Origin of the sequence: Rhodococcus sp. IC4_135 (genome assembly GCF_011602025.1) — a bacterium.
GTDB lineage: Bacteria > Actinomycetota > Actinomycetes > Mycobacteriales > Mycobacteriaceae > Rhodococcus_F > Rhodococcus_F baikonurensis.
The window spans coordinates 61,858-84,318 of record NZ_JAAOLG010000016.1; the positions used below are offsets into that span (position 1 = coordinate 61,858).

Sequence of the window (22,461 nt, forward strand, 5' to 3'; positions counted from 1 at the left end):
ATCGAAGCATCAACCGCCTGGAACGGTTACATCGTCGCAGTTTGCGGAGTAGACCTGAGTCATGACAGGCAATGCGGACACTCCACAGGGAGCCGCGGCGTTTGCTTCCGCAGCAGATTCGCTCGACACTCTCGCCGAAGCGATCGCCGGACTCCGGTCCACTCTGAACACGGACGAGCATCTCGACTCCATGCTCCAACGTCTGGCCGAGACTGCTGTCAAAGCCCTGCCGGATGCCGATGCTGTCAGCGTGACGGTGCTGTCCGCCGATGGCCCACGAACTGCCGCATCCACCGCGGACTACCTTTCCGAGATAGACGACGCCCAGCACTCTGCCGATCGTGGTCCGTGCGTTGACGCCGCGCGCACTGTGTCGTCGGTACGGGCAAAGGTGGGTGATCACGAGGACACATGGCCGGAATTCACCGCCGAGGCCCGCAAACAAGGCGTCCGGTCCTACTTGTCCGTGCCGATCACCATGGGAGAAGGCAGCACCGAACTACTCGGCGCTTTCAACGTCTACGGATTCGCGTCGACAGAGTTCAAGCCCTTCGACGAGGAGTTGATGAAATTGTTCACCGCCGGTGCGGGCGCAGCGATCGCAGATTCACGACGCTGGCGTCAGGCGCACGAACACATCGAACAACTGCACTGCGCCATGGAATCTCGGGCCGAGATCGAACAGGCCAAGGGCGTCCTGATCGCCGTCCACGGTATCGACGCCGACGAAGCATTCAGCCGTCTCGTGCAGCAATCGCAGCACACCAACGTGAAACTGCACGAGGTTGCCCGGATGCTCGTCGATTCGGTGCGCCACCGCCGGTTCTGAAAGAACGCCGGTGACAAAACCCCGTTTTGTACCCCGAAGGTGCAGTTCCCAAACGCATCCAGAGATGTTTCACCGAAACAGTTTTCGACCTGCGTAACTGCTGGCGGTCGCGCGGCGGCACTCGTCCGAAATGTGGTTATCTGTTGAGAACCGGGACGAAAGAAGACCCGACCGTACCAGGGTGAGGAAAGGATCGTCACTGTGCCAATCGACCAGGTTCTTGTCGTAGTTCCCGCCCACAACGAAGCCGAAGACCTTCCCAACTGCCTTCGCGCACTCGCAACAGCGGCATCGGCTTGCGTTGTCCCCGTCCGACTTGTTGCCGTCCTCGACAACTGTTCGGACGGAACCGCGGGGGTCGTCCCCGACGGAGTGGAAGTACTGCGCGTCGAGCATCAGAACGTCGGACGTTCGCGAGCGACGGGCTTCTCCGCGTTCGGCTCAGATTTGGGCGCCTCAGCGTGGTTCACCACCACCGATGCCGATTCGGTGGTCGGCCCTACGTGGATTGCGCGCCAATTGGAATATGCGCGTACAGCGGATGTCGTCGCGGGAACCGTGCGCATCGCCGACTGGGAAGGTCATCCACACTCCGTCCGCGAACGATACGAACGTATGTATCACGAGCATCCGTACGGTCGACACGGTCACGTCCACGGTGCCAACCTCGGTGTCCGCGCCGACATGTACTGGAGCGTCGGAGGATTCTCCGATCTCGAAGAAGACGAGGACGTCGATCTCGTCCGGCGGTTGAGCGAAGCTGGTGCCTGTATCGCATGGGCCGAAGACATTGCGGTCACCACGTCTGCACGTCTCGACGGCCGAACTCCGGGCGGTTTTGCCGGACATATCCGTAACCTGGGTGGTACGACCGCCGATAACGAAGAAGCGGAGCTGGCACGATGAAACGACTACACACACTCCTGGACGCAGGTGGACTGTACTTACCGTTGCCCGGCGGCGGCGCGACGGCCGCACGATGGACCTCCCTGGCAGAACTCACTCGAGAGAACGTGGTCCTCGGCCGAATGGCTGAGGCCCACACCGATGCAGTCGCGATACTCACCGAACTCGACGGACCCGATCCCGAACCGGGTCAGCTGTGGGGAGTGTGGGCAGCCGAGCCACCCGAACCAGTGGTGAATGCATCTGAGCACGTGGGGATCTGGACGCTCACCGGTCGCAAGTTGTGGTGTTCGGGCGCCAACACCTGCACGCATGCACTGATCACCGCGTTGGTCGACGGTGTCCCCTCGCTCTTCGCGGTTGAGCTCGGACTACCTGGGGTACATCCCGTTCCCGATTCGTGGAAGGCCGTTGGCATGGCCGAAAGCGACTCCAGCGCGGTCGATTTCGACATGGTTCCGGCAATACCGGTCGGGACGGCAGGCGACTACCTGAGCCGGCCGGGGTTCTGGCACGGCGCGATAGGAGTGGCCGCATGCTGGTACGGCGGTGCCTGTGGCGTCGCAGATCCGTTGTACGACAAGGCCGCAAGCAGCGAAGATCCCTATGTACTCGCGCACCTCGGTGCGGTCGACGCGGCGTTGGCCGCGGCCCGCAACGCGCTCGCAGGCGCGGCGGCGGAGATCGACGCCGACCCTTTCGACGAAAATGCCGAGGCCATGCAACGGGCACTGCGTGTGCGGGCAATTGTCGAGCGCGCCGCCACCGAGACCCTGGATCGGGTGGGACGCGCTCTCGGGGCTGCACCGCTCTGCATGGACGCCGAGCATGCCGCCCGCGTCGCCGACCTCACCGTCTACTTGCGGCAGAGCCACGCCGAGAAAGATCTCGCAGAACTGGGCCGGATTGCGGCCAAGGGGAAACGGCCGTGGTGAACTCGAAACTGTTCGCGCAGAAGCCCGTCGACGACGGTGGCACCCCCGAATCGACGTGGCGGGAGTGGGGACGCAGGTTTCCGGAACTGGACCTGAGCGGGTGCTCGCGATTGATCGTCGTCGCACCTCATCCCGACGACGAAATCCTCGGTCTGGGTGGAACCGCAATCCTGGCAACACTTTCCGGAATCAATGTCCACGTGGTGTCCGTTACCGACGGCGGCGCTTCACATCCCGACTCACCGACGGTGACTCAGCCCGAGATGGAACAACTTCGACGATCCGAGTCGGATCGAGCGGCGCGTGTGCTCGGGATTCCCGCGCCGGTTCGATTGAGCATCCCGGACGGGAAGATCGGCGAGAACCGGCGAGAGTTGACCGACCGCCTCAGCTCGATTCTCGGTGATTCCTCGGCCGATACCTGGTGCGCCTCGACGTGGCGAGGGGACGGCCACCCGGATCATGAGGCCACCGGGGACGCTGCGGCAAGGGCGTGCGCGGATACTGGAGCGCGATTGATCGAGTACCCCATCTGGGCATGGCATTGGGCCGCGCCGGATCATGCGGCAGTCCCGTGGGACAGAGCAAGAAGAGTGACCTTGCCCTCCGACGTGCAGGCTGCAAAATCTGCTGCCACCAATGAGTTCACTTCACAGATCGCCCCGCTTTCCGATCACCCCGCGGATGCGCCCATCCTCCCCCGACACGCGATGGAACGACTACTGCGACCGTACGAGACGGTGTTCGTATGAGCGATCGTGAACTGCCCGCGGATTACTTCGCCAAGATGTATGCCGCACAGTCCGACCCATGGGATTTCGAATCCCGCTGGTACGAGCAGCGAAAGTACTCGCTCAGTGTCGCCATGCTCCCGAAACCTCGATACCGCCGCGCGTTCGAACCTGGGTGCTCGATCGGGGTTCTCACCGAGAAGTTGGCCGAGCGCTGCGACAGCGTTCTCGCCACCGACATCGTCCCCGTCGCACTCGAGAATGCCCGCGCGCGGCTTTCCGGTCGTGACGCCGAATTCCGTCTCTGGGCTTTGGGTGACGACTGGCCCGACGAGACCTTCGACCTCGTCGTCGTCAGCGAGGTCGGCTACTACCTCACCTTCGAAAAGCTCACCGAGGCAATGCTGCACGTCGTCGAGCACCTCGAGCCTGGCGGAACGCTGCTGTGCGCCCATTGGCGTCACGTCGTACCGGAGTATCCGCAAAACGGTGACGCCGTTCATTCGGCTGTGCGCCAGACGCCGGGGTTGGCGCAGTTCGCGTCGTACCAGGACGAGGATGTGCTGATCGATGTCTTCGTGAAAGGTCCACCGTCACCACCATCGGTAGCTCGTTCCGAAGGTTTGATCTAGAACCCCGGTGCGTGGTTGAGGAGTGTGGGGACTCCTCAACCGCGCACGGGGTCAGTCTCGCTTCTCCAACGCGAGGTCCGTATCCGAGTGCAGTTCACCGACTTCGGACTTCAGGATCCGCATCGACCGGCCGAGGCCGCGGGCCGCGTCGGGCAGCTTCTTCGAACCGAACAGCACCACGAGCACTACTGCGACGATCGCCCAGTGGGTCGGGCTCAGCGCGCCCATCAGGCGGGTTCCTTGCCCTCGGGGTACACCGCATCGACCTCTACCTCGACGAGCCAACCGGCAACCGGCAGTCCGGCAACCTCGAGCGCGAAGCGGGTGGGGCGGGCGCTGTTGCGCTCGATCGGAGCGATCGGCTCGGCAGTGCCCATCGGAACCAGCTCCGTATCACCGGTGTCGAGATTGGTATTGGCGAAGAACTGGCGGTACGCGCGATTCCATCCTGTGTAGTCGGCCTTGTCCGACCCCGGCGCGTTGTCCAGGAAGACGCGCATCGTCACGACGTCTTCGAGACTCAATCCCTGGGCTTCGAGGTTGTCGCGGATCTTCTTGAGTACGTTGATGCCCTGCGCCTCGGTGACGGTGACCCCGGCAGGCAGAACTCCACCGGAGAACTGGCCGTCGATGTACGACTCCGGCGAACCTTCCGGCGCCGCCTTGTTTCCTGCCGACGGGCCGATGCCGCTGGTCTTGTAGATCGCGGTGTCGCCGCCGATCGCGACACCCTGAGCGATCATCGGGTTGGCCTGCCCCGCTTCGAGAATCGATTTGGAGACGAACGAACTCGATGTGGTCTCGGCGTCCGCCTCGTCAGACGAGCAGGCAGTGGCGAACCCCAGTAGCGCGGTGGCGGCGAATGCCGCTGCAAGAACCTTGGTGCTGCGAGATTTCATGATGTGACCTCCAGAAATGTGATGGAAAATGAAGCACGTCAGGCAGTTTGCGCAACACGCTGATGCAGATGGGTAACGACGTCCTGCGCGGACGTGAAGGCCCCGTGCTGCCAGGCGATGGCATTGGAGAGGTGATCGCCGGCGAAGTAGATCCGGTCGACGGGTTCGAGCAGCTTGGTGTACTCGGGAGTTGCCATGCCGCCGTGGGAATCTCCCGCGCCGGCCCACGACGCCCAGGCGGATTCCGAATACTTGGTACGACGCCAGCTTCCGGAGAAGGACGACGAGATGTCGCGAGTGTATTTGTCGCCGTGGATCTCTGCGCCTTCGGCGATGGCCTTGGCCAGGCGCTGACGGTGCGTGAGCGATTCGAAAGCCTGTTGACGCTTACCCGAGCTGTAATACGCGACGACGACGCCACGGTCGGAGTTGTAGTGGTCGTAGGGGAACATGATCTGGGAGATGTCGCGGTCGGTGTTGGACGCGCCGCCGTAGATGCGGTCCTCGGTCTCCCACCACCGACGCGAGTATTCGATACCGAGCTTGCCCGACGACGACGGCTTGGCTGCATCCAACGCGAGCAAGATGTCGGAGGGCAGGTTGTTGTTCAGCCGCTTGATCAGGTGCGGTGGGATCGTGCAGATCGCGTAGTCGGCGGTGATCGACTTGGTTTTGCCGTCGACGACGTAGTCGACGGTGACGCCTTCCGGCACGTTCTTCATGCCGCTGACCTCGGCGCCGAACTCGATGTTGTCCATGCCGATCGCGTCCTGGAACTTGTAGTAGATCCGGTCCATGCCGCCGACGGGGGTCATCATCGTCATGGCCTGGTCGTAACCGAACTCGAAGGAGAACGCACGCCCGATGCCGCCCTGGATGACATCGCTCATCCCGAAGGGTTCGATCTCGGTTCCGAAGTTGAGGCCGGCGCCCGGCTCCGCGGAGTGCCCTCGACGCGAGGATCCGACGTAGCGCCCGTCGCTGGAGAGATCACCGAAGTCGGTGAGGAAAGACGAGAGTGCTTCCTTGTCTTCCTTGCTCAAGACCTGGTCGAGAGCGCCCTGATTGGTAGCCTTCTGCAGCAGCTCGGACATGTATCCGTAGGTGTCGGCCTTGGCTGCTCGGTAGGTGATCGACTGATTCGCGAGCGGCTTGTTGCCGGTGTAGTTGACGAAGGTGTTCGCATTCTGGTTCCCGAACATCTGCAGTTCGACGCCCAGCTCGCGGCAGTAGTCGATGGTGTTGTGATTTTGCGGAATACGCGTCGCACCGAGGTTGTAAAAGTGCCCCTCGGAGAACGTACAGGTCTGTGTCTCACCGTTCAGATCGGTTTCTTCGGTGCCATTGCGGATCGACCACACCCGACCACCAGGCCGGTTGCGCGCTTCCAGGACAGTGACCTTGTATCCGGCCTTCTGCAGTTCGTAGGCGGAGCACAGACCGGACGGTCCGCCGCCGAGGATCACGACGGAGTGATTTCCCTTGACCTTCCCGATCAGGTCACCGGCAGCTGGCGCCTGGAATCGCCTCGGCGTCGCCGCCACCGCCGGCGCCAGGCCGATGGACGACATAGCACCGAGTGCCAGGCCGGCACCGCCGGTGATTCCCAGACTGCGCATGAAAGATCTACGTGTGTATGGCATTCGAGCTCCCCAGTGTGCTCCCGGTGATCCGGGTGGTTGGTGTTGAACACAGACTTCAGGAGCGTTGGGTCCGGAACTTGACGCACAGGAAACAGTCAGTGGGGACCGAGTGAGAAACCTGCGAGCATCCGCATCGGGCTCTCTCACCCGAGTGCGATCAGCGGAAGCATGTCCGCAATATCCGCGTTACAGAACCGGACTAGCGTGACGCGACATGTCCGCTCTCACCGAAGCCATCGCGCGGTCCTTCACCACGCGCGAGAAGCAGCCCCCGGCGCGATCGCCGCTGCGCGCGTTGGGCCGTCGGCAACTCTCCGGCGCCGAGGTACTGGCCCAGTCGGTGGCAACCACTGCTCCCGCGGTGTCGATGGTCGTTCTGCCCGTCACCATGCTGACACACGGCCGATTGTTGAGCGGGATGATCACCATCATCGCGGCCACCGTGCTGGTGACGCTCATAGCGTTCTGCGTTTCACAGTTCACGCGCCGAATGGCAGCATCAGGTGGGCTGCACAGCTTCGTCTTTCGTGGACTGGGCACCCGGGCAGCATTGACCACCGGCATCGCCATGTTGGTCAAATACGTCGGAAGCGCGGTGATGACGCTCTATCACGGAGGACAGGCCGCAATCGCATTGCTCGGCTTCGCGGGTGTGCACGTGGACAAGACTTTTCACGTCATCGCGCTCTATCTGGGGATAGCCCTGCTGATTCTCGGTGCCCTCGTTCGGGGTGTCAGATTTGCCGCTCTCGCGATCCTCGTCGTCGAAAGCTGTTCACTGCTGTTCATCGTCGGGCTCATGGTCCTGGGCGGTTCCGGAAGCCAACAGGCACAGATCGTTCCGCCCAGCTCCGGCCACGGATTACTGCTCACCGCCCTGGCTGCCGTGTTCGCTCTCGCCGGATTCGAGAGCGCGGCCTTCTTCGGCCCCGAAGCTCGTCGTCCGCTGGTAACCGTCACCCGCACAGTTCTTCTCACCCCGATCATCTGTGGATCGCTCTTCATCTTCGCGGGCTGGGCCGCTTGGTCCGGACGCAGTGACACTCTGGTCAACGCCTATCTTCACGGAACGGCGACAGGTGTGAGCCCCGCCGTCGTGATCGCGCTCAACGTCGGTCTGGGGTGCTCGTGGCTGGCGTCGTCGATGGCGTCGTCCAATGCTGCGTCACGCCTGGTCTATTCGTTCGGCGTCGAGCGGCTACTCCCCCGCCGGTTCGCCTCGGTTCACCGTGCCTTCCGCACGCCGTACTTTGCCTTGACCGCCGTCGTCTGCACAGTCCTGGTAGGCGGTGGAACTTTTGCCGTTCTCGGACGCGGAGAGATTTTCGACGATGTCCGGCTGACGGTTCGCGGCGCCGTCATCGTGGCGTATGCACTGGTGGCGATCGCATCCGTGGTCTTCCTGACACGGATCGGTGAGCACACTCCCGGCGTTCTCGCGGCCGCGTCGTGTGGAAGTGGCGCCGGCGCGATAGTCCTCGGATACCTGGTTTACGCCAACACGATCGACGACGCGTACGTTGCACCGATCGCTGTGCTCGTGATCCTGACCTCGGGCACACTCTGGCAGTTCTACCTGCGACGCCGAAGCCCCAAAAGTCTGCTGCACGTCGGAGCTTTCGACAGCCCCGAAACCGAGGACGTACTACCCGGAGCTGGGGTGTTCGCCACCGACGCAGCCGGAAACATCGTGCTGGTGGGCGAGCCGACTGCCGGCGCCCGCTGATGGTGGGCCGACCCCGCGATCTCGGTGGGCACGAACCCCGAGCCGTTCAGCGCGCCCTTGCCCTGCTCGAGTCGGCAGCCAGGCTCGGATCGGGAGCCACCGCCAAAGACATTGCAGCCCTGGCCGACATCCCACCTGCCACCGCGTATCGGTTGCTCAACATCCTTGTCGCCGACGGCTACCTGGTTCGGATCGCCGACCTCTCCGGCTTCGCGCTGGGCCGACGCACCCGCGAATTGGCCGGGGCTGCCGCCGAACCCACACCCGTCGACAACTCGGTGCTCCTCGAAGAACTCCGCGAACAGCTGAGGTTCGGCGTCTATCTCGCGTCGTTTGCAGAGAACAGAATTCGACTTGTGGATCGCGATCCCGACCACGAGCTCAGCGGTGAACGAACACTGGTCACAGCCGTTCACGCATCAGCTATCGGGAAGCTGCTCCTCGCCGGCCGACCCGAATTGGCCGAGACCCCATTGCGAAAGGTCACCGCACACACCATCACCGACGGCGACGCGTTGGAACTCGAACTCTCGCGGATCCGGCGCGGTGAGCCCGCCCGTGAGGTCGACGAGATTCGTGTCGGACGCTCTGCCGTCGCCGTCCCGATCCACGACGCGGAAAGGTGTGTCGTCGGTGCCTTGGCTGCGATAGGTCCGACCGGCAGACTTTCCGTGAACGACGCAGACCTGGTGGCGCTCTTGCGGGAGTACGCGGAACGCATCGTTGCTCCGACGATGTCGAAAGCAAGCTGAAATCACAGACCGAAAACGCGTTTGGCAAAGCCGAGATGCTCGTCGGCCCAGCCGATGACGCCCAGAGTGGAGTCGAGATTCTGCGGCGGCGTGCGTACCAAGGTGTCGCGTCGGACGAGTCGGTCGAAATCGACCTGCGCTCGGTCGAACTGGACCCCGGCTGTGACCATGATGTTCGCCAGCTCGTGCGCCATCACCCCGCACGCGACTGTCGTGGGATGAACGCCGTCGAGCGAGAAGAGGCCGCCCGATGCGCGGCCACCGCGACCGTCTGCGGAGAGGAACAGTGAGTCCGGCACGGGTTGCAGATCGGTCAGTGCCTTGGGGAGGGGGTACGGCGTCCACCATGACGGCCGCGCATTGACATCGGTGACGTAGCGCCGTGAAGCCACGCGCTCGAGCAACCCGGCAATATCGCAGAGGTACCAGTCCTTCCCCACCCGACGGGCATTCGCCACGGCTTGCTCGATTCCGTCGTTGTACATGTCGATTGCGGTATCGACGGCCCACGCCTGCGCGCCGGTGATGTGTTGATCGCGCTGAGGGTCGAAGTCGGTGTCGCGCACCCATGGTCGCGCGTAATACGGGAAATATCGTGATCCGATTTCGATCTTGCCGCCGAGCCCGTGGGCGATCGGCGCGATGGTCACATGCGGGACCGTGCAAAGAATGACGTGCTGGGCGTTGATCTTGCGGATCGCAGCCAGCACCTCGGCGTACTCCGACGCGAAGTGCTCCGGCTGCCACACCGTGTAATCGCGCTTACCATCCGGGTCGCGGAAGTTGTTGCCACTCCACTCGACCCGAAGTTCGGTGACGGTGCGGAGCGCATTGTTGGCACCGAGGAAGACGATCAGAGTTTCGATGCCTTCCTTGCCCAGCTCCGCTGCTGCGTCGAACGCCGTCATGCGCTTCTCTGCCTCGGAGCCTCGCGGCAGAACTCTCAGTGCGGCACGCTCGCCGTTGTTCTCGACGATCTGGCTGATCAGGTCGTCGTGTGGTTGGTGAAGGGCCGCTTCACACCCCTGCGCGGTCTTGGTCAGAGCATCACGAAGATCCCACCCGTAGACCGAAAGGTTGTGGTTGATCGCCGAGAACGTCGGCGCTTCGCTGCCCGGTCCGCGTTCCCAGTAGTCCTCCACCTGGTCCATGAACCCGCGTGCAGCAAAGAGTGCGAGCGGAACCTCCCAGAGGTCGAGCCGTGGGCCGAAGCGCTCTTCGAGGGTGCGGAGCAGCAGTTCGATGTTGAGTGGGAGCCCGCCCGGGCCGCCGTATCGGGGAAAGCGGAACTGATCGAGCCAGCCCAACTGGTGAGCAATGATCGACGGATACGACAGCTCGGTATTGAAGACCGCCCCGCTCTGAAATCCCTGCGACAGCGAATCGCCGATGACCACCAACCTGTGGGGAGCATCGCCCCCGGGCGGAATAACCGGAATACCCAGGGTGGGATCGAACTGCGGAATCCTGGGTCCCCCGGCGGCTGCGGCCACGACGTCGTCGGGAGTATCGGATGGAAGTTCCACGCCCACTCACCTCCGGAAAAGTCCAGCTGGTCAGCTGATCAGTGGTGGCTTACGCCGATCGGCATTGTCCTGATCCGATTGCTTCTCTATGGACCTGACAACCTCGTCGGCCCACTGTTGATTTCGGCCGTCGAATTCTGCGCGGTCCCGGCGCGCGATACCGCGTCCGACCAGGATGGCAATCGGAATGGAACACACGACCCATACGAGTAGTACGCCTCCGACAATCCACCACATACTCAGTAATTGTGCCCGATTCGCCGACCGTTGTGCTCCAGGTCGAAACTTCTGTCCGAATCGTGGCGTTCAATTGAGGTGAGCTCGCAGGTCAGTAGCGATCGGCGTCGACAGTTTCGCGGACCTTACGGACCTGATTCCAACCACGAGCGGCGATGCCGAAGGCAACAAGCGACATCAGATCCGAGACCGTCAGACCGTGTTCTCGATTCAACGACCACAAGACCTGACCTTCCAGCGGGCCGTTGAAGAAGAGCCACGCCACTCCTGCGCAGACGGTCGCAACAACACTGGCCTTCGACGGCTTCATCAAGCACACGGTGCTGGTCACGAACAACAAGTTCATGAAAACCAGACCGTAGAAAATTCCGATCATGCGACTCCCCCCGAAGTTGGTTCGTTCAGCTGCGGTTGAAGTTCAGGTACGCCTTCGACGGAGTCGGGCCGCGCTGACCCTGGTACTTGGATCCTGCCTCGGAGCTTCCGTAGGGGAACTCTGCAGCGCTCGAGAGCTTGAGCAGGCAGAGTTGCCCGATCTTCATTCCCGGCCACAGCGTGATCGGCAGGTTTGCGACGTTGGACAGCTCCAGTGTGATGTGGCCGCTGAAACCCGGGTCGATGAAGCCGGCGGTGGAGTGCGTCAAAAGGCCCAAGCGCCCGAGGCTCGACTTACCTTCGAGGCGCCCGGCCAGGTCGTTCGGCAGTGAGCACACTTCGAGAGTCGAACCGAGAACGAACTCGCCGGGATGCAGTACAAACGGCTCGCCCTCTGCCGGTTCGACCAGGCTGGTCAGCTCGTCCTGGCGCAGTGCCGGGTCGATGTGCGTGTACCGCGTGTTGTTGAAAACCCGAAAAAGACCGTCGAGGCGCACGTCGACGCTCGACGGTTGCACCATGGAATCGTCGAAAGGGTCGATACCCAGACGTCCAACGGAGATTTCGGCACGGATGTCACGATCGGAGAGCAGCACAGGTAGAGGTTACCGGTTCTGCGAGCAGTGCCGACCCATCGCCGGGGGCGATCACATTGCGGTGACGAAGCGCGATGGGTGAGTTCGGGACTCCCACGGCAGAGCCCAGCCCCACCTGTCTCGAGTTCTCCACCCCGAAAGGCGTTCCCGCGCAAAACTTTTAGACGAAACATCCACCAATTTTGCCGACTTCGACACGCGCCTTCTCTTCAACGACGGCCAGTGATATGTCTGCTCGAATGCTCGTCTGATAATGTTCGGAAAGCACGTTGATCGGCGGTGAAAACACGTCCGGTCGGCTGCGACGCCGATGTAGTTCAATGGTAGAACATCAGCTTCCCAAGCTGAATACGCGGGTTCGATTCCCGTCATCGGCTCCACAGATTCAACGCAGGTGGAGGGCGTTTCCGTTCACGGAAACGCCCTCTTGCTTTCACGCTGACGCCGCGAATACGCCGCGCGGCGGGCTTCAGACGCAAGCGTTGATTGCAATCACTGTGCGCTCCACAGTCGCGAGCGCGTCCACAGCGTCGTCCCTACTCAACGGGTACGAGCCACCAAGTGCTAGAGGACCGGATCTCGGAATTCTGCAGTTCATCGATGCCGTCCGACTGGTCGTGCCCCGGCCTCAATCGGTGTCCATTGCGCGCACTGTCAGGAGAGTGCTGTCGACCTCGAAGCCGATGGTCGCCGGTACCTCGGTTCGTTTGCCGTCCATCAGTGATTCGAGCGCGACTACCAACCGATGGGGTTGGAAACTGTTTCTGCTCGGGCACCGCGCGCTTATCAGTTTTTAAAACCGATCTGCCGTAGCGCACCCGGACACCGGGGACCACAACTCACGCAAGAATGCAGGTCTTCTCACAATCACAACTGTGAAAATACCCAAGTCCGTCAAAAATCACCTTCGAAAAGCATCAAGTACGTATTCTTCCTCAGTACCGGACAGCCCTAACCGTAAGTCCCAATGCACGACCATCGGTCTGCACATTAAAAACCCTCACCAACCTACATCTTGTGCCTGCTCGGATCATCCGTGGATCGACTCATACACTCCGGATCCGGAAGAGCCGGATAAATCTCGAAGAAATACCCCAGTTTGGAGGACTGTCACATTAGCGTCGCGCTACCTTCCCGAAGATCTTAAAAAACCGGCAGGTTGGCCCCAATTCGATAGAAGGCCGTAGGTGTCCAGAGTCGAAACCTTATTACTCGCAAGCATTGCAGCGTCTTCCCTGGTTATGACGTTCGGAGCTACGGCTTCTCACGCAACTCCCAAACCGGGCAACTTAGGCGGAGGCAATTTTGGTGGACCTTGGTTGGTGGACTAAAACTCCTCGAATGGCCTCGGATATCAGGACGTCACCTCATTCGGTCCAGGCTCGCCCGCTTACATTGCAGGTCCCAATTTCGATAGCAGGGCCTCTGCCCTGTATGCAGTAGCGAATGCTGCCGGGCTCTCGACGGAGAGAGGAGGTGAATTTGAAATGAATAGCGTTCTCTTTGCTATCGTCAATGTGATCGTGGCGATGGCGAACGGTTCCACGATCCCCTTCTCATTAGAAGGCGCAGGGCCACTAACCGCCCCCGACTTGTAGGAAGATCGGCCGACCGCATGTGAATGACAGTTTCAGCTCTGCCTGAAACCTGCATATCAGCAGATGCGTGGATCGTGCGGTGGTCACAAACACAATCTCCCCTACCTGTCCAGGAAGGGGAGATTGTGTTTGACAGGTCCCATGCCACGGTGAGGCAGCTACCGATCTCGGACGCGAGCGGGAGCTGTCTCCGAGGTTGACCACGATGGACCTGTACCTAGTTGGCACAGAACCTAGTTGGCACAGACCACTTCAAGTCGTCGACCAGGTAGCCGGTGGAAGCGCTTCGGTCTTCGGCCTGATCACGGGCGGCCGCACTATTTGGTGAGAATCGGTCGGTCGCCTCTTGAAATGTAATTGGCGAATCGCTCAATTCCTGCTTGTGAGAAGCTCCCTCGGCCTGCGCGTTTCAGTGCGGCTTCGACGAATGGGAGCGGTTTCCTGCGGTATGTGCGGTAGATGCTGTCGAGTACTGGTTGCAGTGCCCGGCGTGCGAGGTCTGCTGTTTCCGGGTCTGAACCCCCGAACTTCACTGTCACATTCGGCATTGATACCCCTGTTGGTCGAGTGTCCGATTCCCTGGCCGGAAGCGTACGTATCGGGATCGCGAATCAGTACAGAAACACCAAAACGAGGCGCTAAGTCCCTACTTGCGGTGGATGCGATTCCGTCTTTGGGTTGACGAAAAACAGCCCGACCGCGGCGTGCGGTCCGGCTTCTGTTCTACGACTGCGGGTTACGCCCCGAAGCCGAGGCCGCGGGTTTCGTCTGTTCACGTTGGGTGGCGAATTGCCGATGCTGACGGGTGTTTCGGTCAACCCTGTCCCGTGGTCGACCACCTAGAACGGCGGTTCCACGGTTCCGCAGAAGCTCAATGCCTGTGCGCAGCGCCCCGGGGATCTGGAAGTCGTAGCTGGTCTGCATCCAAGCTGTTCCATCAGCCTCTGCGATGAATTTCCCGATGGGTAGCGCTCGGAGACCCAAGTCATCGGTGCCAGATTCCGCGATCTCATTGCCAACATGCCCCACGACGTTCTATGGTTCATTACATGAGTAATGAACCAGTGAACACCGGGCATCGATCATCGTGATCGACGACGGACGACCACTGTTCCAGCAGATCGCCGAGCAGATCGAAGGCTCGATCATCGACGGCTCACTGCCGGAAGACGGACAGGTGCCCTCAACCAACGAACTGGCGGCGTTCCACCGAATCAATCCGGCGACGGCAGCCAAGGGCCTCAATCAACTCGTAGGCGAGGGGCTCCTCTACAAGAAACGGGGAATCGGAATGTTCGTCACCGTCGGCGCCCGCGATGCACTCAGGTTCAGACGACGAGAAGCGTTCGCGCGCCAATACATCGAGCCGCTGGTCATGGAGGCCGACCGCCTTCAGATTTCCCTCGACGAACTCAAATCCATGCTGGACGACAGGAAGGCGGACCGATGAACTCGAGCACGACAACGACCAAGTCGCACGTCAGGCGTTTCGACGAAACTGAACTCGTCGCCTCGATGCGAGCAGTGAACAGAAGCTACGGGGACGTCGATGCGCTCTCGGACGTCTCGTTCGAGATCAGCCAGAACAAGATCTACGGCCTGCTCGGCCGTAACGGCGCAGGCAAGACCACGATCATGCAGATACTGACCGGACAGGACCTGCACACCAGCGGCGACGTCGAGGTATTCGGCGCTGCCCCTTTCGAAAATGCCGACGTCCTGGCGAACGTGTGCTTCGTCAAGGAAAGCCAGACGTACCCCGAAGACCTCAAGGTCAAGCATGTACTCGTCGCCGCCGGCCATCTGCTCCCGAATTGGGACCACGCGTTCGCCGAGACACTGCTCGACGATTTCCAACTTCCACTGTGCCGCAAGGTGAAGAAGCTCTCGCGCGGCATGCGGTCAGCGTTGGGAGTGATCATCGGACTTGCCTCCCGTGCACCGCTCACGCTCTTCGACGAGCCGTATCTCGGCCTCGATGCCGTTGCACGCCAACTGTTCTACGATCGACTGCTTGCCGACTACGCCGAACATCCTCGCACTGTAGTGCTTTCGACTCACCTTATCGACGAGGTAGCCAGTCTGCTCGAGCACGTGATCGTCGTAGACAGCGGCCGGATTGTCGTCGACGAGAACGCGGACGCACTGCGAGGTCGCGCCGTAGTGGTATCCGGCCCCATTGATGCGGTGGATGCCGTTGCCGCGTCCGGCAGGGTCCTGCGCCGGGAGACACTAGGCGCCCACAGCCGAATCATGTTGCAGGCCGATGTGACCGAGACCGAGCGAATCCGACTGCGGGAGGCTGGAGTCCAAGTGGAACCGGCATCTTTGCAGGAACTTGTCATCGCGACTTCGACGCAGCGTAAGGAGATCACCGCATGAGCATCGCAACGACAGCGCCCCGGACGGTCCCGAAGGCGCCCACCCGGTCCAGGATCGGTTCCGTCCTCCAACTGCACACGGTCGCGTGGCCGTTGCTGATCGCCTGGCCGGTGGGCATCCTTTTGATCTCTTTCCTCATCAGCTTCACCATCTACGCGATAGTCCGGAACGATGAGGGTGAGGGATTCACCGGCAGTGTGTTCTCCGTTTACGGTTTCGTGCTGGCGTTCTACCTCCAGTCGATGACCCAGACGTTCCCGTTCGCGCTCGGGCTGAGCGTGACTCGCCGCGAGTTCTTCACTGCCACCACGATAATGGCGTTGGCACAGTCCGCAATCTTCGCAATCGCGCTACAACTGCTGTCAGTGGTGGAGTCCGCCACCAACGGCTGGGGTGTGCACATGCGCATGTTCGGCATCGCACGCTATTTCACCGACAGCGCAGCCGTTCAGTTGCTCGCACTGTTCGCGACACTGCTGCTGACCAGTTCGATCGCAATGCTGACAGGTGCGATCTACCAGCGGTGGAGGACCACCGGTTTGCTCGCCTCCCTCACCGGCCTCTTCGGTGTGCTCGGCCTGTCAGCGATCGTAATCACCTGGGCCAGCTGGTGGCCGGCGATCGGTTCGTGGTTTGCCGATACTTCCCGAGTGGTGCCGATGGCACTACTTCCATTGGCCCTGGCCATCGCCTGCATAGCCGGAGCCTGGGTCACGTTACGTCGAGCAACGCCCTGACCGAGTAATCATGTGCGACGCCAGATGTCGCACGGTCTCCGAGTGCCCCTCGGATCGACACCGCCCAGGTAGTTCGGCCCCTCCCTAGCCTAGGGAGGGGCCGAACTTCGTAACAGGTCTATCGCGTCCCCGGGTCCGTTCTACTGCCGAGCCACCCGCTCGACAAAACTCGAAGAACGCAGCACCAGTTCATCTTTCCGGTGCTGGCGCGCAGCGGAGGCGTCGTAGCCGGCATACGGGAGCGGGGGGTCGTTACGAACATTGGCTGAGCATTGGAAGTCTCGGCAGATCAGTGTTCCGACTGTGCTGCCGCGGCGACCAGCGGGCCCGGCCAACTTGGCGCCGTAGAAGACGACCTCGTTGGGAAGGCGCGTGTCACGGCACCAGGAGCACTGGGCGCGCGACCGCGGAGTGGCCTCCGCTTGAACGAGCAAAACTCCGATGGTCTCCCCGTCGAGTGTCGGGACAATCGCGTAGGCGCGTCGGCCCATTTTGGGATCTCGCCAGCCCAGATAGTCGAGAACGTCGAAGTCGATGGCGTCGAAGCCGTCCGGCAGGGTGAGATCGGACTTCTCCTTGCGGCTCGCGTTGACGAGGCTGGAACGGATAGATGTATCGGTCAAAATGATCATGGGTGTTTACCAATCGTGGCTCGGTGAAGGTGGGTACAGCTCATGGCCCGATCAGCACCAAGTGCTGTCGGGTCCGAATGCGCTATCTGCTGTCGGCGTAAGCGACGCCGACAACCCCCTCACACCCATAGGGCTTCACCGTGTCCACACCGCGATGGTAGCCACAAGCCTGCGTCACGGGCCACTCTATTTAGCGTCACACCTGCAAGGGCGGGGTGCTGGAAGAGACGAATAGCGCACTGGACAGGAGGAATTCGTGAGACTTCGGATAAGACACGTGGTTCGCCTGCTATCGGTATTCCTGCCTGGTCGCGGAGCGGTCTACCGACTACTGCGAAAGCACTTGCAGGACAATCTCTCCAATAGTCACCGAAATCCCGCAACACAGCAGTCGGGACTCTGCGCTGCAACCGACACAGATGGACAATCCTCACATTCTGCCGATTCAACGTGCCGATCATGCGACAATCGGACCGTGAACGACACCGACAGTGGAGTTTCGCATCCGCACCGATCGCGACTGCTGAGCGTCGGCATCCTCCTCTCTGCCGGTTTACTGTGGTCCACTCCCCTGGCCGCGGCAGCACCCGCCGAATCCGGGCCGGCAAGTTGCGTACCATTCGGAACCGCCCAACTGCCGCCAGGTGTGCCCTCCGGCGGTGGCCGAGTCGGGCTGGCGCACCTACCGACGTTCACCGGTTCGACGGCCCCTACCTCCGTCGAGATTCGCACGCCGATAACTCAATTCAATCGCTTCTGGGACTTCGCGCTCGTCGACCACGACCTGCTCGCCCGTCCGCGGGAGCCTGGCGTACCGACCACGGAAGCCTGGCATTTCGTGCCGATGCCCGAGTGCCTGCGTGGACGACTGGTCGGGATATCGCTGGACGACGACGAACTGGTCGCAGTCGACGACAACGGCTGGATCTACACGATGGACAACGCGTCGCAGGATCCGCTGGTGTGGAACTGGACCTCAGCGTGGGGTGCACCTCTGTGGAGTGGCCCAGGCAGACAACTCCCAGGCGACCGGCCGAACGGGTGGGCGCTGAGCGTCTCGTCGCCGTGGGACAACCGAACCTTCACCGACGTCGCGGGACGAATCCACTACGTCGGACTGGCCAAGATGACGATGATCCCCACCTTGACCGGGGACGGTAGCCGGATCACCTATGCGGACCCGTGGCTGCCAAACGACGACAGCTACGAGATCGGCGGCCCGCTTGGTGGTCGGTTCCGGGCCGACTCGCTGTCGGCGGCTGGATCGACCACCTTCGTGATGAACAAGTACGGCGACATGTACACCCGCACATTTGATTTCGACTCTTCGGGATCCGACTCGATCTTCTTCCGATACAGCTGGGAAGACCAGTCGGGCAAGCCCACCGCACCCAACCTCGTTGCAGAAACCCTCGACCGCAACACCGCCGCGATCCAACTTCCGGCGCCGGACTGGGTGCACCAGCCCAAGATTCCGGGTGAAGTCACATCCGCGATCAGTGTGCACTCACTCGGTCCCGGCCCGAACCGGCGGGAATTGCGCGTCGAGGGCCGCCGCGACGCTGAATCCGGCTTCTGGCACAAGGATCTCGTCGGTGGCGTCTGGGAGTTCACACCGACAGGCGCTCCCATCCTCGGCACATCGATCGAGAACACGCCGGCAGACCGCTCGGCAGACACTCTCGCCCCCGCCGCCCCCTGGCACTTGGCCGCATCCCTGCCCGCTCGCAATGGCGCCATCGACGGCCAAACATTGATCGACATCGGGTTTCCGTACTCTGTCGTGGATCCGCGCCTGCTCGACGCGATCGGCCAGCACGCCCAGCCGTCGGGATACCAGCTGAAGGTGGACCACTTCGACCCGGCCGCCACTACCCGGACCGCGACCGTGACTGCACCTGATGGCACGGCGCTACCAGTCGTCCTGCACACCGCCGACGGGTTGAGGATGTCTCCCCGAGAGTCCGGCCTCGACAGCAATCCGCGCCACCTCGTCGGGGCAATCGAGATCCCGGCGACCGCGTACGCAGATCGGGCATCCAATCCGGCCTTGGATACGTTCGTGCGGGACTGGATGCACGGCAACCACATTGCGGCAATCACCCTCAGCGCCACCGACCACGACTTGGTGATCCGCTAGCTGAAACCCGCGTCGCCCAGGCCCGTTCGTCCATTACGCTCTGTAGATGGCGGAAACCACACGCGACGTGCCGATATCGCCCGTCGACGCGGCGAGCTTTCAGCTCGGTGTGCACGTACAGCCGTACCTGGTCACAATTGCCGGGCTACTCTCTCCTGGCGGCTTCGTCGATCGAGACGGTCGGCCTGATCCAGCTCGCCTTCACCGCACACTCGCCCCGCACATTGCACAGGAGTCGCTTCTGCGGCAACAACCGATAATGCGGAACGGGTCGTGGTGGTGGACGGAAAGCAACATCGAGGTCGACCTCCATGTCTCGATTGTCGAACGAGGGCCTACCGAACCCGACTTCGAAGCGATCTGCGCTCGACTCGTGATGCAGTCCCTCGACCCCACCCGGCCCCTATGGCACATCTCATTAGTTCCTGCAGCTCGACCGGGTCAGTGCGGCATCGTCATCCGAGTGCATCATGCAGTTCTCGACGGCGCCAGGGCCACCGACCTTTTCGAGCGCTTGTTCGCCTCGCCTGATCAGAAAGAACCCGACTCGGGCGCGCCATCGGCGGCGAACACCCGCCACTCCCCCGAGTCACACATCCCGCAAAGGGCCAGTTTCTCGGACCTCCTCCGATTTCGCATAGGGACGTTCCTACACCGGCCGATCCGATCGCGGGTACTGCTCGGCTCCATCGGCACCACGAGATCCATCGCATCCGCCAGCACCCGGACGGTTCCGGTCGAGCGCGGTGCGCGAAGAGCGGGAGGCACATTGAATGATGCCTACCTCGTTGCAGCGGGCGCCGGACTGCGATTCATCCTCGAAGAGCGTGGCGAGCCCATTCCGAAAACGATCGCCGTATCGGTCCCCGTCGCCGTCGCGGCGATCGGGAATGCTCGCAATGCCGTCGGGTTCATGATTGTCGACCTCCCACTTCGAGAAACGCCGCCAGACCGCGCAGTCGCGCTCGTCGCGAAGCAAACCGCTGCCGCAAAACCGTCTGCCCGCGCAGCGGGAACAACGTTTCGATCACCGCGCATGGCCGGTCTCTTCGACAAATTCGCGAAGCGCCAGCACATGATCGGTGCAGTGATTTCCAATGTTCACGGCCCGCACGGCCCGCTCGCGCTCGCCGGGGCAGCGCTCGTCGAACTCTGGCCGCTTGGCCCGTTGGCCGGCAATGTTCGAGTCGGTTTCACAGCGGCGTCCTACAACGAATACTTCTGGATCGGAATCCAGGCGGATGCAGAGCATCTGCCTCCAGCTTCCAAGATCGCGCACGCCGTCAAGCGAGCTCTCGACGAAATAGCAAGCACTGCAATCTGACTGTGCCCCGCAGGTGATGTCTTGATGTCGGACCACACGCCGCTCATCGCGGGTTCGCACACTCGACCACACCCGCCGAGTGCAGGAGTTCAAGCACCCGATATAGCTACCACCCAGTAGTAATTTTGTGAGCCTTGACACATCAGTAAGACACTCAATACTGTTCAGCGGACGATAGTCGTCTCTAATTCGGTCGACTCCGAATCTCCCGAAGACAAGGAACCGAGAACTGATGCGCAACAACCGAACCCACAGTGAATACTCCGCCGAGGGGATCCAGTGACCGAACCGAACGTCCAGTCGAGTTCTGTGATTTCTCCGCGCCAGGCCGGAGGGCTCGCCGCCGTTGGCTTCCTCGCATTTTCCGAAGTCACCAGCGGAATGTTGCAGTCGTGGTACATACCACTCATACCGAAAATCGGACAGAGGCTCGACGTCAACCCCGCACAACTCAACTGGGTCTTGGCGGCATACCTACTTTCGACCGTCATCTGCGTCCCATTACTGGCCAAACTGGGTGACAAATACGGTCATCGTCGCATGGTAATGGTTGTGCTCGGCTCCGTAGCCCTCGGAACGATCCTGACAGCTGTAGCTCCGTCCTTCGGAATCTTCTTGTTGGGCAGGGTCATCCAAGGAACACTGGGCGCACTACTTCCACTCGAGCTTGCAATTCTCCGAGAACGAGCCGGTGCCGGTTCCGGACGCGCGATCGGAATTCTCGTGGGGTGCCTTGGCGCCGGAGGAGCCGCAGGAACCCTTTTGGTCGGACTACTCGGAACCAACGCAAGCCTGACTCTGGTCCTCTTCGTGCCCGCTGCGCTCGCACTGGCAAGCCTTGCCACTATTGCACTGTTCGTTCCCGAAACATCCACCCGTGCAACTGGTTCCATCGACTGGACAGGTGCAGCACTTCTTGGCATCGGCCTCGCGATCTTCCTTGTCGGGATCGGCAACGGAAGCAAATTGGGGTGGACTTCCACAACAACGCTCATGGCAATCGGTGGCGGCTTGGCGTTGCTTGTTGCTTTCGTCGCGCTCGAAAAGAAAATCAGCACCCCGCTGGTCGACTTGACCTTGTTGACCAAGGGTGGCGTGGGATTCCTGTTGGGATTGACCAGCCTGTTCGGCTTGCAATTCTACGGAGCTGCCACTGTCTCAGCACTGTATTTCGCTTCCAAACCCGAAGTCGCCGGGTACGGGTTCGGTCTCGATTCGATGGGCATTGCCCTTGCAATCACTCCAGTACCCATCGCCGTCATGATTGCGTCGTCACTCGCCGACAGCGTTGCGCAAAGATTCGGCACCCGAACGACACTGCAGATGTCGGCGATTCTGATTTCCACATGGTTTGCTGGATTGATCGTATTTCGAGACACTCTGTCTGGCTTCATTGCAATGGGATTGGTCGGCGGTACCGGAATCGGTTTGTTCGTCGCACTCCTTCCCGCTCTGGTAATTTCGCGCGCACGCCCGGAGGATTCCGCGATAGCGGGTGCTCTGTACAACACATCGCGAACGGTTGCGGGTGCAGTCGCCGGAGCCGCCTTTACCGCAATTATGTCCGGCATGCTGATCAGCGGGTCGAAACTACCAACTGAGAGTGCGTTCGTCACTATCTGGACCGTGTGCATCGGAGTGGGTGTTCTGATTTTTGTCTTGGCCCCCTTCCTCAGCAAGTTAGGCGGTAAAGCGTATCGACCCGAACCGATTGAGCAATTGGTCGACATTCCGGTCCGAGAATCATCCTGACGTTGTGCGGGAGGAGTCTTTGCCTCGATTCCTCCCGCTTCGAACGAGAAAGCGGCTTCACTTCGCTGCACCGTCGAGATTGACCCGAACAAACGACTCGACACAGACC

The 22,461-nt window shown here is 61.5% G+C and carries 21 protein-coding genes and 1 tRNA gene; 14 read left to right on the forward strand and 8 right to left on the reverse strand.

Annotation, left to right across the window (positions count from 1 at the left end):
- Positions 1-61 precede the first annotated feature (61 nt).
- The 5 genes from G8767_RS24080 to G8767_RS24100 all read left to right on the forward strand — a co-directional run bounded on the left by G8767_RS24080 (position 62) and on the right by G8767_RS24100 (position 4,033).
- Entirely contained in the window at positions 62-829 is a 768-nt protein-coding gene (locus G8767_RS24080; RefSeq protein WP_124567385.1) for a GAF and ANTAR domain-containing protein, read from the forward strand.
- A gap of 201 nt (positions 830-1,030) precedes the next feature.
- Positions 1,031-1,735 carry a glycosyltransferase gene (locus G8767_RS24085; protein WP_124567386.1) on the forward strand — a complete coding sequence of 235 codons (705 nt, stop codon included), beginning with the start codon at positions 1,031-1,033 and terminating at the stop codon, positions 1,733-1,735.
- Positions 1,732-2,670 (forward strand): acyl-CoA dehydrogenase, encoded by a 939-nt coding sequence (locus tag G8767_RS24090; protein WP_166812233.1) that lies wholly within the window; start codon positions 1,732-1,734, stop codon positions 2,668-2,670. Before G8767_RS24085 ends, G8767_RS24090 begins: the two co-directional genes overlap by 4 nt.
- Positions 2,664-3,422 carry a PIG-L family deacetylase gene (locus G8767_RS24095; protein WP_166812235.1) on the forward strand — a complete coding sequence of 253 codons (759 nt, stop codon included), beginning with the start codon at positions 2,664-2,666 and terminating at the stop codon, positions 3,420-3,422. Before G8767_RS24090 ends, G8767_RS24095 begins: the two co-directional genes overlap by 7 nt.
- On the forward strand, positions 3,419-4,033 hold the full coding sequence (locus G8767_RS24100) for an SAM-dependent methyltransferase (RefSeq protein ID WP_166812237.1): 615 nt from the start codon (positions 3,419-3,421) through the stop codon (positions 4,031-4,033). The genes G8767_RS24095 and G8767_RS24100 overlap by 4 nt, the downstream gene beginning before the upstream one ends.
- Before the next feature lie 51 nt (positions 4,034-4,084).
- Here G8767_RS24100 and tatA read toward each other — a convergent pair whose 3' ends face one another.
- The 3 genes from tatA to G8767_RS24115 are packed head-to-tail and all read right to left on the reverse strand — an operon-like array spanning position 4,085 to position 6,551.
- Positions 4,085-4,261, reverse strand: coding sequence for a Sec-independent protein translocase subunit TatA (gene tatA, locus G8767_RS24105; protein ID WP_050655684.1), 177 nt, complete (start codon positions 4,259-4,261; stop codon positions 4,085-4,087).
- Complete coding sequence (locus G8767_RS24110) at positions 4,261-4,932, reverse strand: Rid family hydrolase (RefSeq protein WP_166812239.1); 672 nt, start codon at positions 4,930-4,932, stop codon at positions 4,261-4,263. Before G8767_RS24110 ends, tatA begins: the two co-directional genes overlap by 1 nt.
- A gap of 38 nt (positions 4,933-4,970) precedes the next feature.
- Positions 4,971-6,551, reverse strand: a complete 1,581-nt coding sequence (locus G8767_RS24115) for an FAD-dependent oxidoreductase (protein WP_166812321.1) — start codon at positions 6,549-6,551, stop codon at positions 4,971-4,973.
- 238 nt (positions 6,552-6,789) lie between these two features.
- Here G8767_RS24115 and G8767_RS24120 point away from each other — a divergent pair, with 238 nt between their 5' ends.
- On the forward strand, positions 6,790-8,301 hold the full coding sequence (locus tag G8767_RS24120) for an APC family permease (RefSeq protein WP_166812241.1): 1,512 nt from the start codon (positions 6,790-6,792) through the stop codon (positions 8,299-8,301).
- Positions 8,301-9,053 (forward strand): IclR family transcriptional regulator C-terminal domain-containing protein, encoded by a 753-nt coding sequence (locus G8767_RS24125; protein WP_166812243.1) that lies wholly within the window; start codon positions 8,301-8,303, stop codon positions 9,051-9,053. The genes G8767_RS24120 and G8767_RS24125 overlap by 1 nt, the downstream gene beginning before the upstream one ends.
- A 2-nt stretch (positions 9,054-9,055) precedes the next feature.
- On the opposite strand, the gene G8767_RS35910 is transcribed toward G8767_RS24125, so the two are convergent.
- The 4 genes from G8767_RS35910 to dcd all read right to left on the reverse strand — a co-directional run bounded on the left by G8767_RS35910 (position 9,056) and on the right by dcd (position 11,787).
- The gene (locus G8767_RS35910) at positions 9,056-10,579 is read right to left on the reverse strand and encodes a hypothetical protein (protein WP_346843031.1); all 1,524 of its coding nucleotides are present in this window, start codon (positions 10,577-10,579) and stop codon (positions 9,056-9,058) included.
- 30 nt (positions 10,580-10,609) lie between these two features.
- Positions 10,610-10,816 (reverse strand): hypothetical protein, encoded by a 207-nt coding sequence (locus G8767_RS24135; protein WP_019747486.1) that lies wholly within the window; start codon positions 10,814-10,816, stop codon positions 10,610-10,612.
- A gap of 91 nt (positions 10,817-10,907) precedes the next feature.
- Positions 10,908-11,192, reverse strand: a complete 285-nt coding sequence (locus G8767_RS24140; RefSeq protein ID WP_019747487.1) for a hypothetical protein — start codon at positions 11,190-11,192, stop codon at positions 10,908-10,910.
- A 25-nt stretch (positions 11,193-11,217) separates the two neighbouring features.
- Positions 11,218-11,787 carry a dCTP deaminase gene (gene dcd / locus G8767_RS24145; protein WP_019747488.1) on the reverse strand — a complete coding sequence of 190 codons (570 nt, stop codon included), beginning with the start codon at positions 11,785-11,787 and terminating at the stop codon, positions 11,218-11,220.
- 306 nt (positions 11,788-12,093) lie between these two features.
- On the opposite strand from dcd, the gene G8767_RS24150 reads away from it, so the two are divergent.
- From G8767_RS24150 to G8767_RS24165, 4 genes are all read left to right on the forward strand, one after another.
- Positions 12,094-12,167: transfer RNA gene (locus G8767_RS24150), tRNA-Gly, on the forward strand.
- A 2,305-nt stretch (positions 12,168-14,472) separates the two neighbouring features.
- The gene (locus G8767_RS24155; RefSeq protein ID WP_019747490.1) at positions 14,473-14,835 is read left to right on the forward strand and encodes a GntR family transcriptional regulator; all 363 of its coding nucleotides are present in this window, start codon (positions 14,473-14,475) and stop codon (positions 14,833-14,835) included.
- The gene (locus tag G8767_RS24160) at positions 14,832-15,767 is read left to right on the forward strand and encodes an ABC transporter ATP-binding protein (protein WP_166812245.1); all 936 of its coding nucleotides are present in this window, start codon (positions 14,832-14,834) and stop codon (positions 15,765-15,767) included. The genes G8767_RS24155 and G8767_RS24160 overlap by 4 nt, the downstream gene beginning before the upstream one ends.
- On the forward strand, positions 15,764-16,504 hold the full coding sequence (locus tag G8767_RS24165) for a hypothetical protein (protein WP_029254675.1): 741 nt from the start codon (positions 15,764-15,766) through the stop codon (positions 16,502-16,504). The genes G8767_RS24160 and G8767_RS24165 overlap by 4 nt, the downstream gene beginning before the upstream one ends.
- 140 nt (positions 16,505-16,644) lie before the next feature.
- On the opposite strand, the gene G8767_RS24170 is transcribed toward G8767_RS24165, so the two are convergent.
- Positions 16,645-17,136 carry an FBP domain-containing protein gene (locus G8767_RS24170; protein WP_166812247.1) on the reverse strand — a complete coding sequence of 164 codons (492 nt, stop codon included), beginning with the start codon at positions 17,134-17,136 and terminating at the stop codon, positions 16,645-16,647.
- A 475-nt stretch (positions 17,137-17,611) separates the two neighbouring features.
- On the opposite strand from G8767_RS24170, the gene G8767_RS24175 reads away from it, so the two are divergent.
- The 3 genes from G8767_RS24175 (at position 17,612) to G8767_RS24185 (ending at position 22,352) form a co-directional block, all read left to right on the forward strand.
- Entirely contained in the window at positions 17,612-19,276 is a 1,665-nt protein-coding gene (locus G8767_RS24175) for a hypothetical protein (RefSeq protein ID WP_346843032.1), read from the forward strand.
- A gap of 46 nt (positions 19,277-19,322) precedes the next feature.
- Positions 19,323-20,600: a wax ester/triacylglycerol synthase domain-containing protein gene (locus tag G8767_RS24180; protein WP_166812249.1), complete on the forward strand. Its 1,278-nt coding sequence runs from the start codon at positions 19,323-19,325 to the stop codon at positions 20,598-20,600.
- Between the two features lie 279 nt (positions 20,601-20,879).
- A complete protein-coding gene (locus tag G8767_RS24185) occupies positions 20,880-22,352 on the forward strand; it encodes an MFS transporter (protein WP_124567395.1) in 1,473 nt (490 codons plus the stop codon).
- Positions 22,353-22,461: the final 109 nt, after the last annotated feature.

Coding starts and splice junctions, on each gene's coding strand:
- G8767_RS24080 (WP_124567385.1), top strand. CDS start 62: ATGACAGGCAATGCGGACACTCCACAGGGAGCCGCGGCGTTTGCTTCC.
- G8767_RS24090 (WP_166812233.1), top strand. CDS start 1,732: ATGAAACGACTACACACACTCCTGGACGCAGGTGGACTGTACTTACCG.
- G8767_RS24100 (WP_166812237.1), top strand. CDS start 3,419: ATGAGCGATCGTGAACTGCCCGCGGATTACTTCGCCAAGATGTATGCC.
- tatA (WP_050655684.1), bottom strand. CDS start 4,261: ATGGGCGCGCTGAGCCCGACCCACTGGGCGATCGTCGCAGTAGTGCTC.
- G8767_RS24110 (WP_166812239.1), bottom strand. CDS start 4,932: ATGAAATCTCGCAGCACCAAGGTTCTTGCAGCGGCATTCGCCGCCACC.
- G8767_RS24115 (WP_166812321.1), bottom strand. CDS start 6,551: ATGCGCAGTCTGGGAATCACCGGCGGTGCCGGCCTGGCACTCGGTGCT.
- G8767_RS24120 (WP_166812241.1), top strand. CDS start 6,790: ATGTCCGCTCTCACCGAAGCCATCGCGCGGTCCTTCACCACGCGCGAG.
- G8767_RS24125 (WP_166812243.1), top strand. CDS start 8,301: ATGGTGGGCCGACCCCGCGATCTCGGTGGGCACGAACCCCGAGCCGTT.
- G8767_RS24135 (WP_019747486.1), bottom strand. CDS start 10,816: ATGTGGTGGATTGTCGGAGGCGTACTACTCGTATGGGTCGTGTGTTCC.
- G8767_RS24140 (WP_019747487.1), bottom strand. CDS start 11,192: ATGATCGGAATTTTCTACGGTCTGGTTTTCATGAACTTGTTGTTCGTG.
- G8767_RS24160 (WP_166812245.1), top strand. CDS start 14,832: ATGAACTCGAGCACGACAACGACCAAGTCGCACGTCAGGCGTTTCGAC.
- G8767_RS24165 (WP_029254675.1), top strand. CDS start 15,764: ATGAGCATCGCAACGACAGCGCCCCGGACGGTCCCGAAGGCGCCCACC.
- G8767_RS24170 (WP_166812247.1), bottom strand. CDS start 17,136: ATGATCATTTTGACCGATACATCTATCCGTTCCAGCCTCGTCAACGCG.
- G8767_RS24180 (WP_166812249.1), top strand. CDS start 19,323: ATGGCGGAAACCACACGCGACGTGCCGATATCGCCCGTCGACGCGGCG.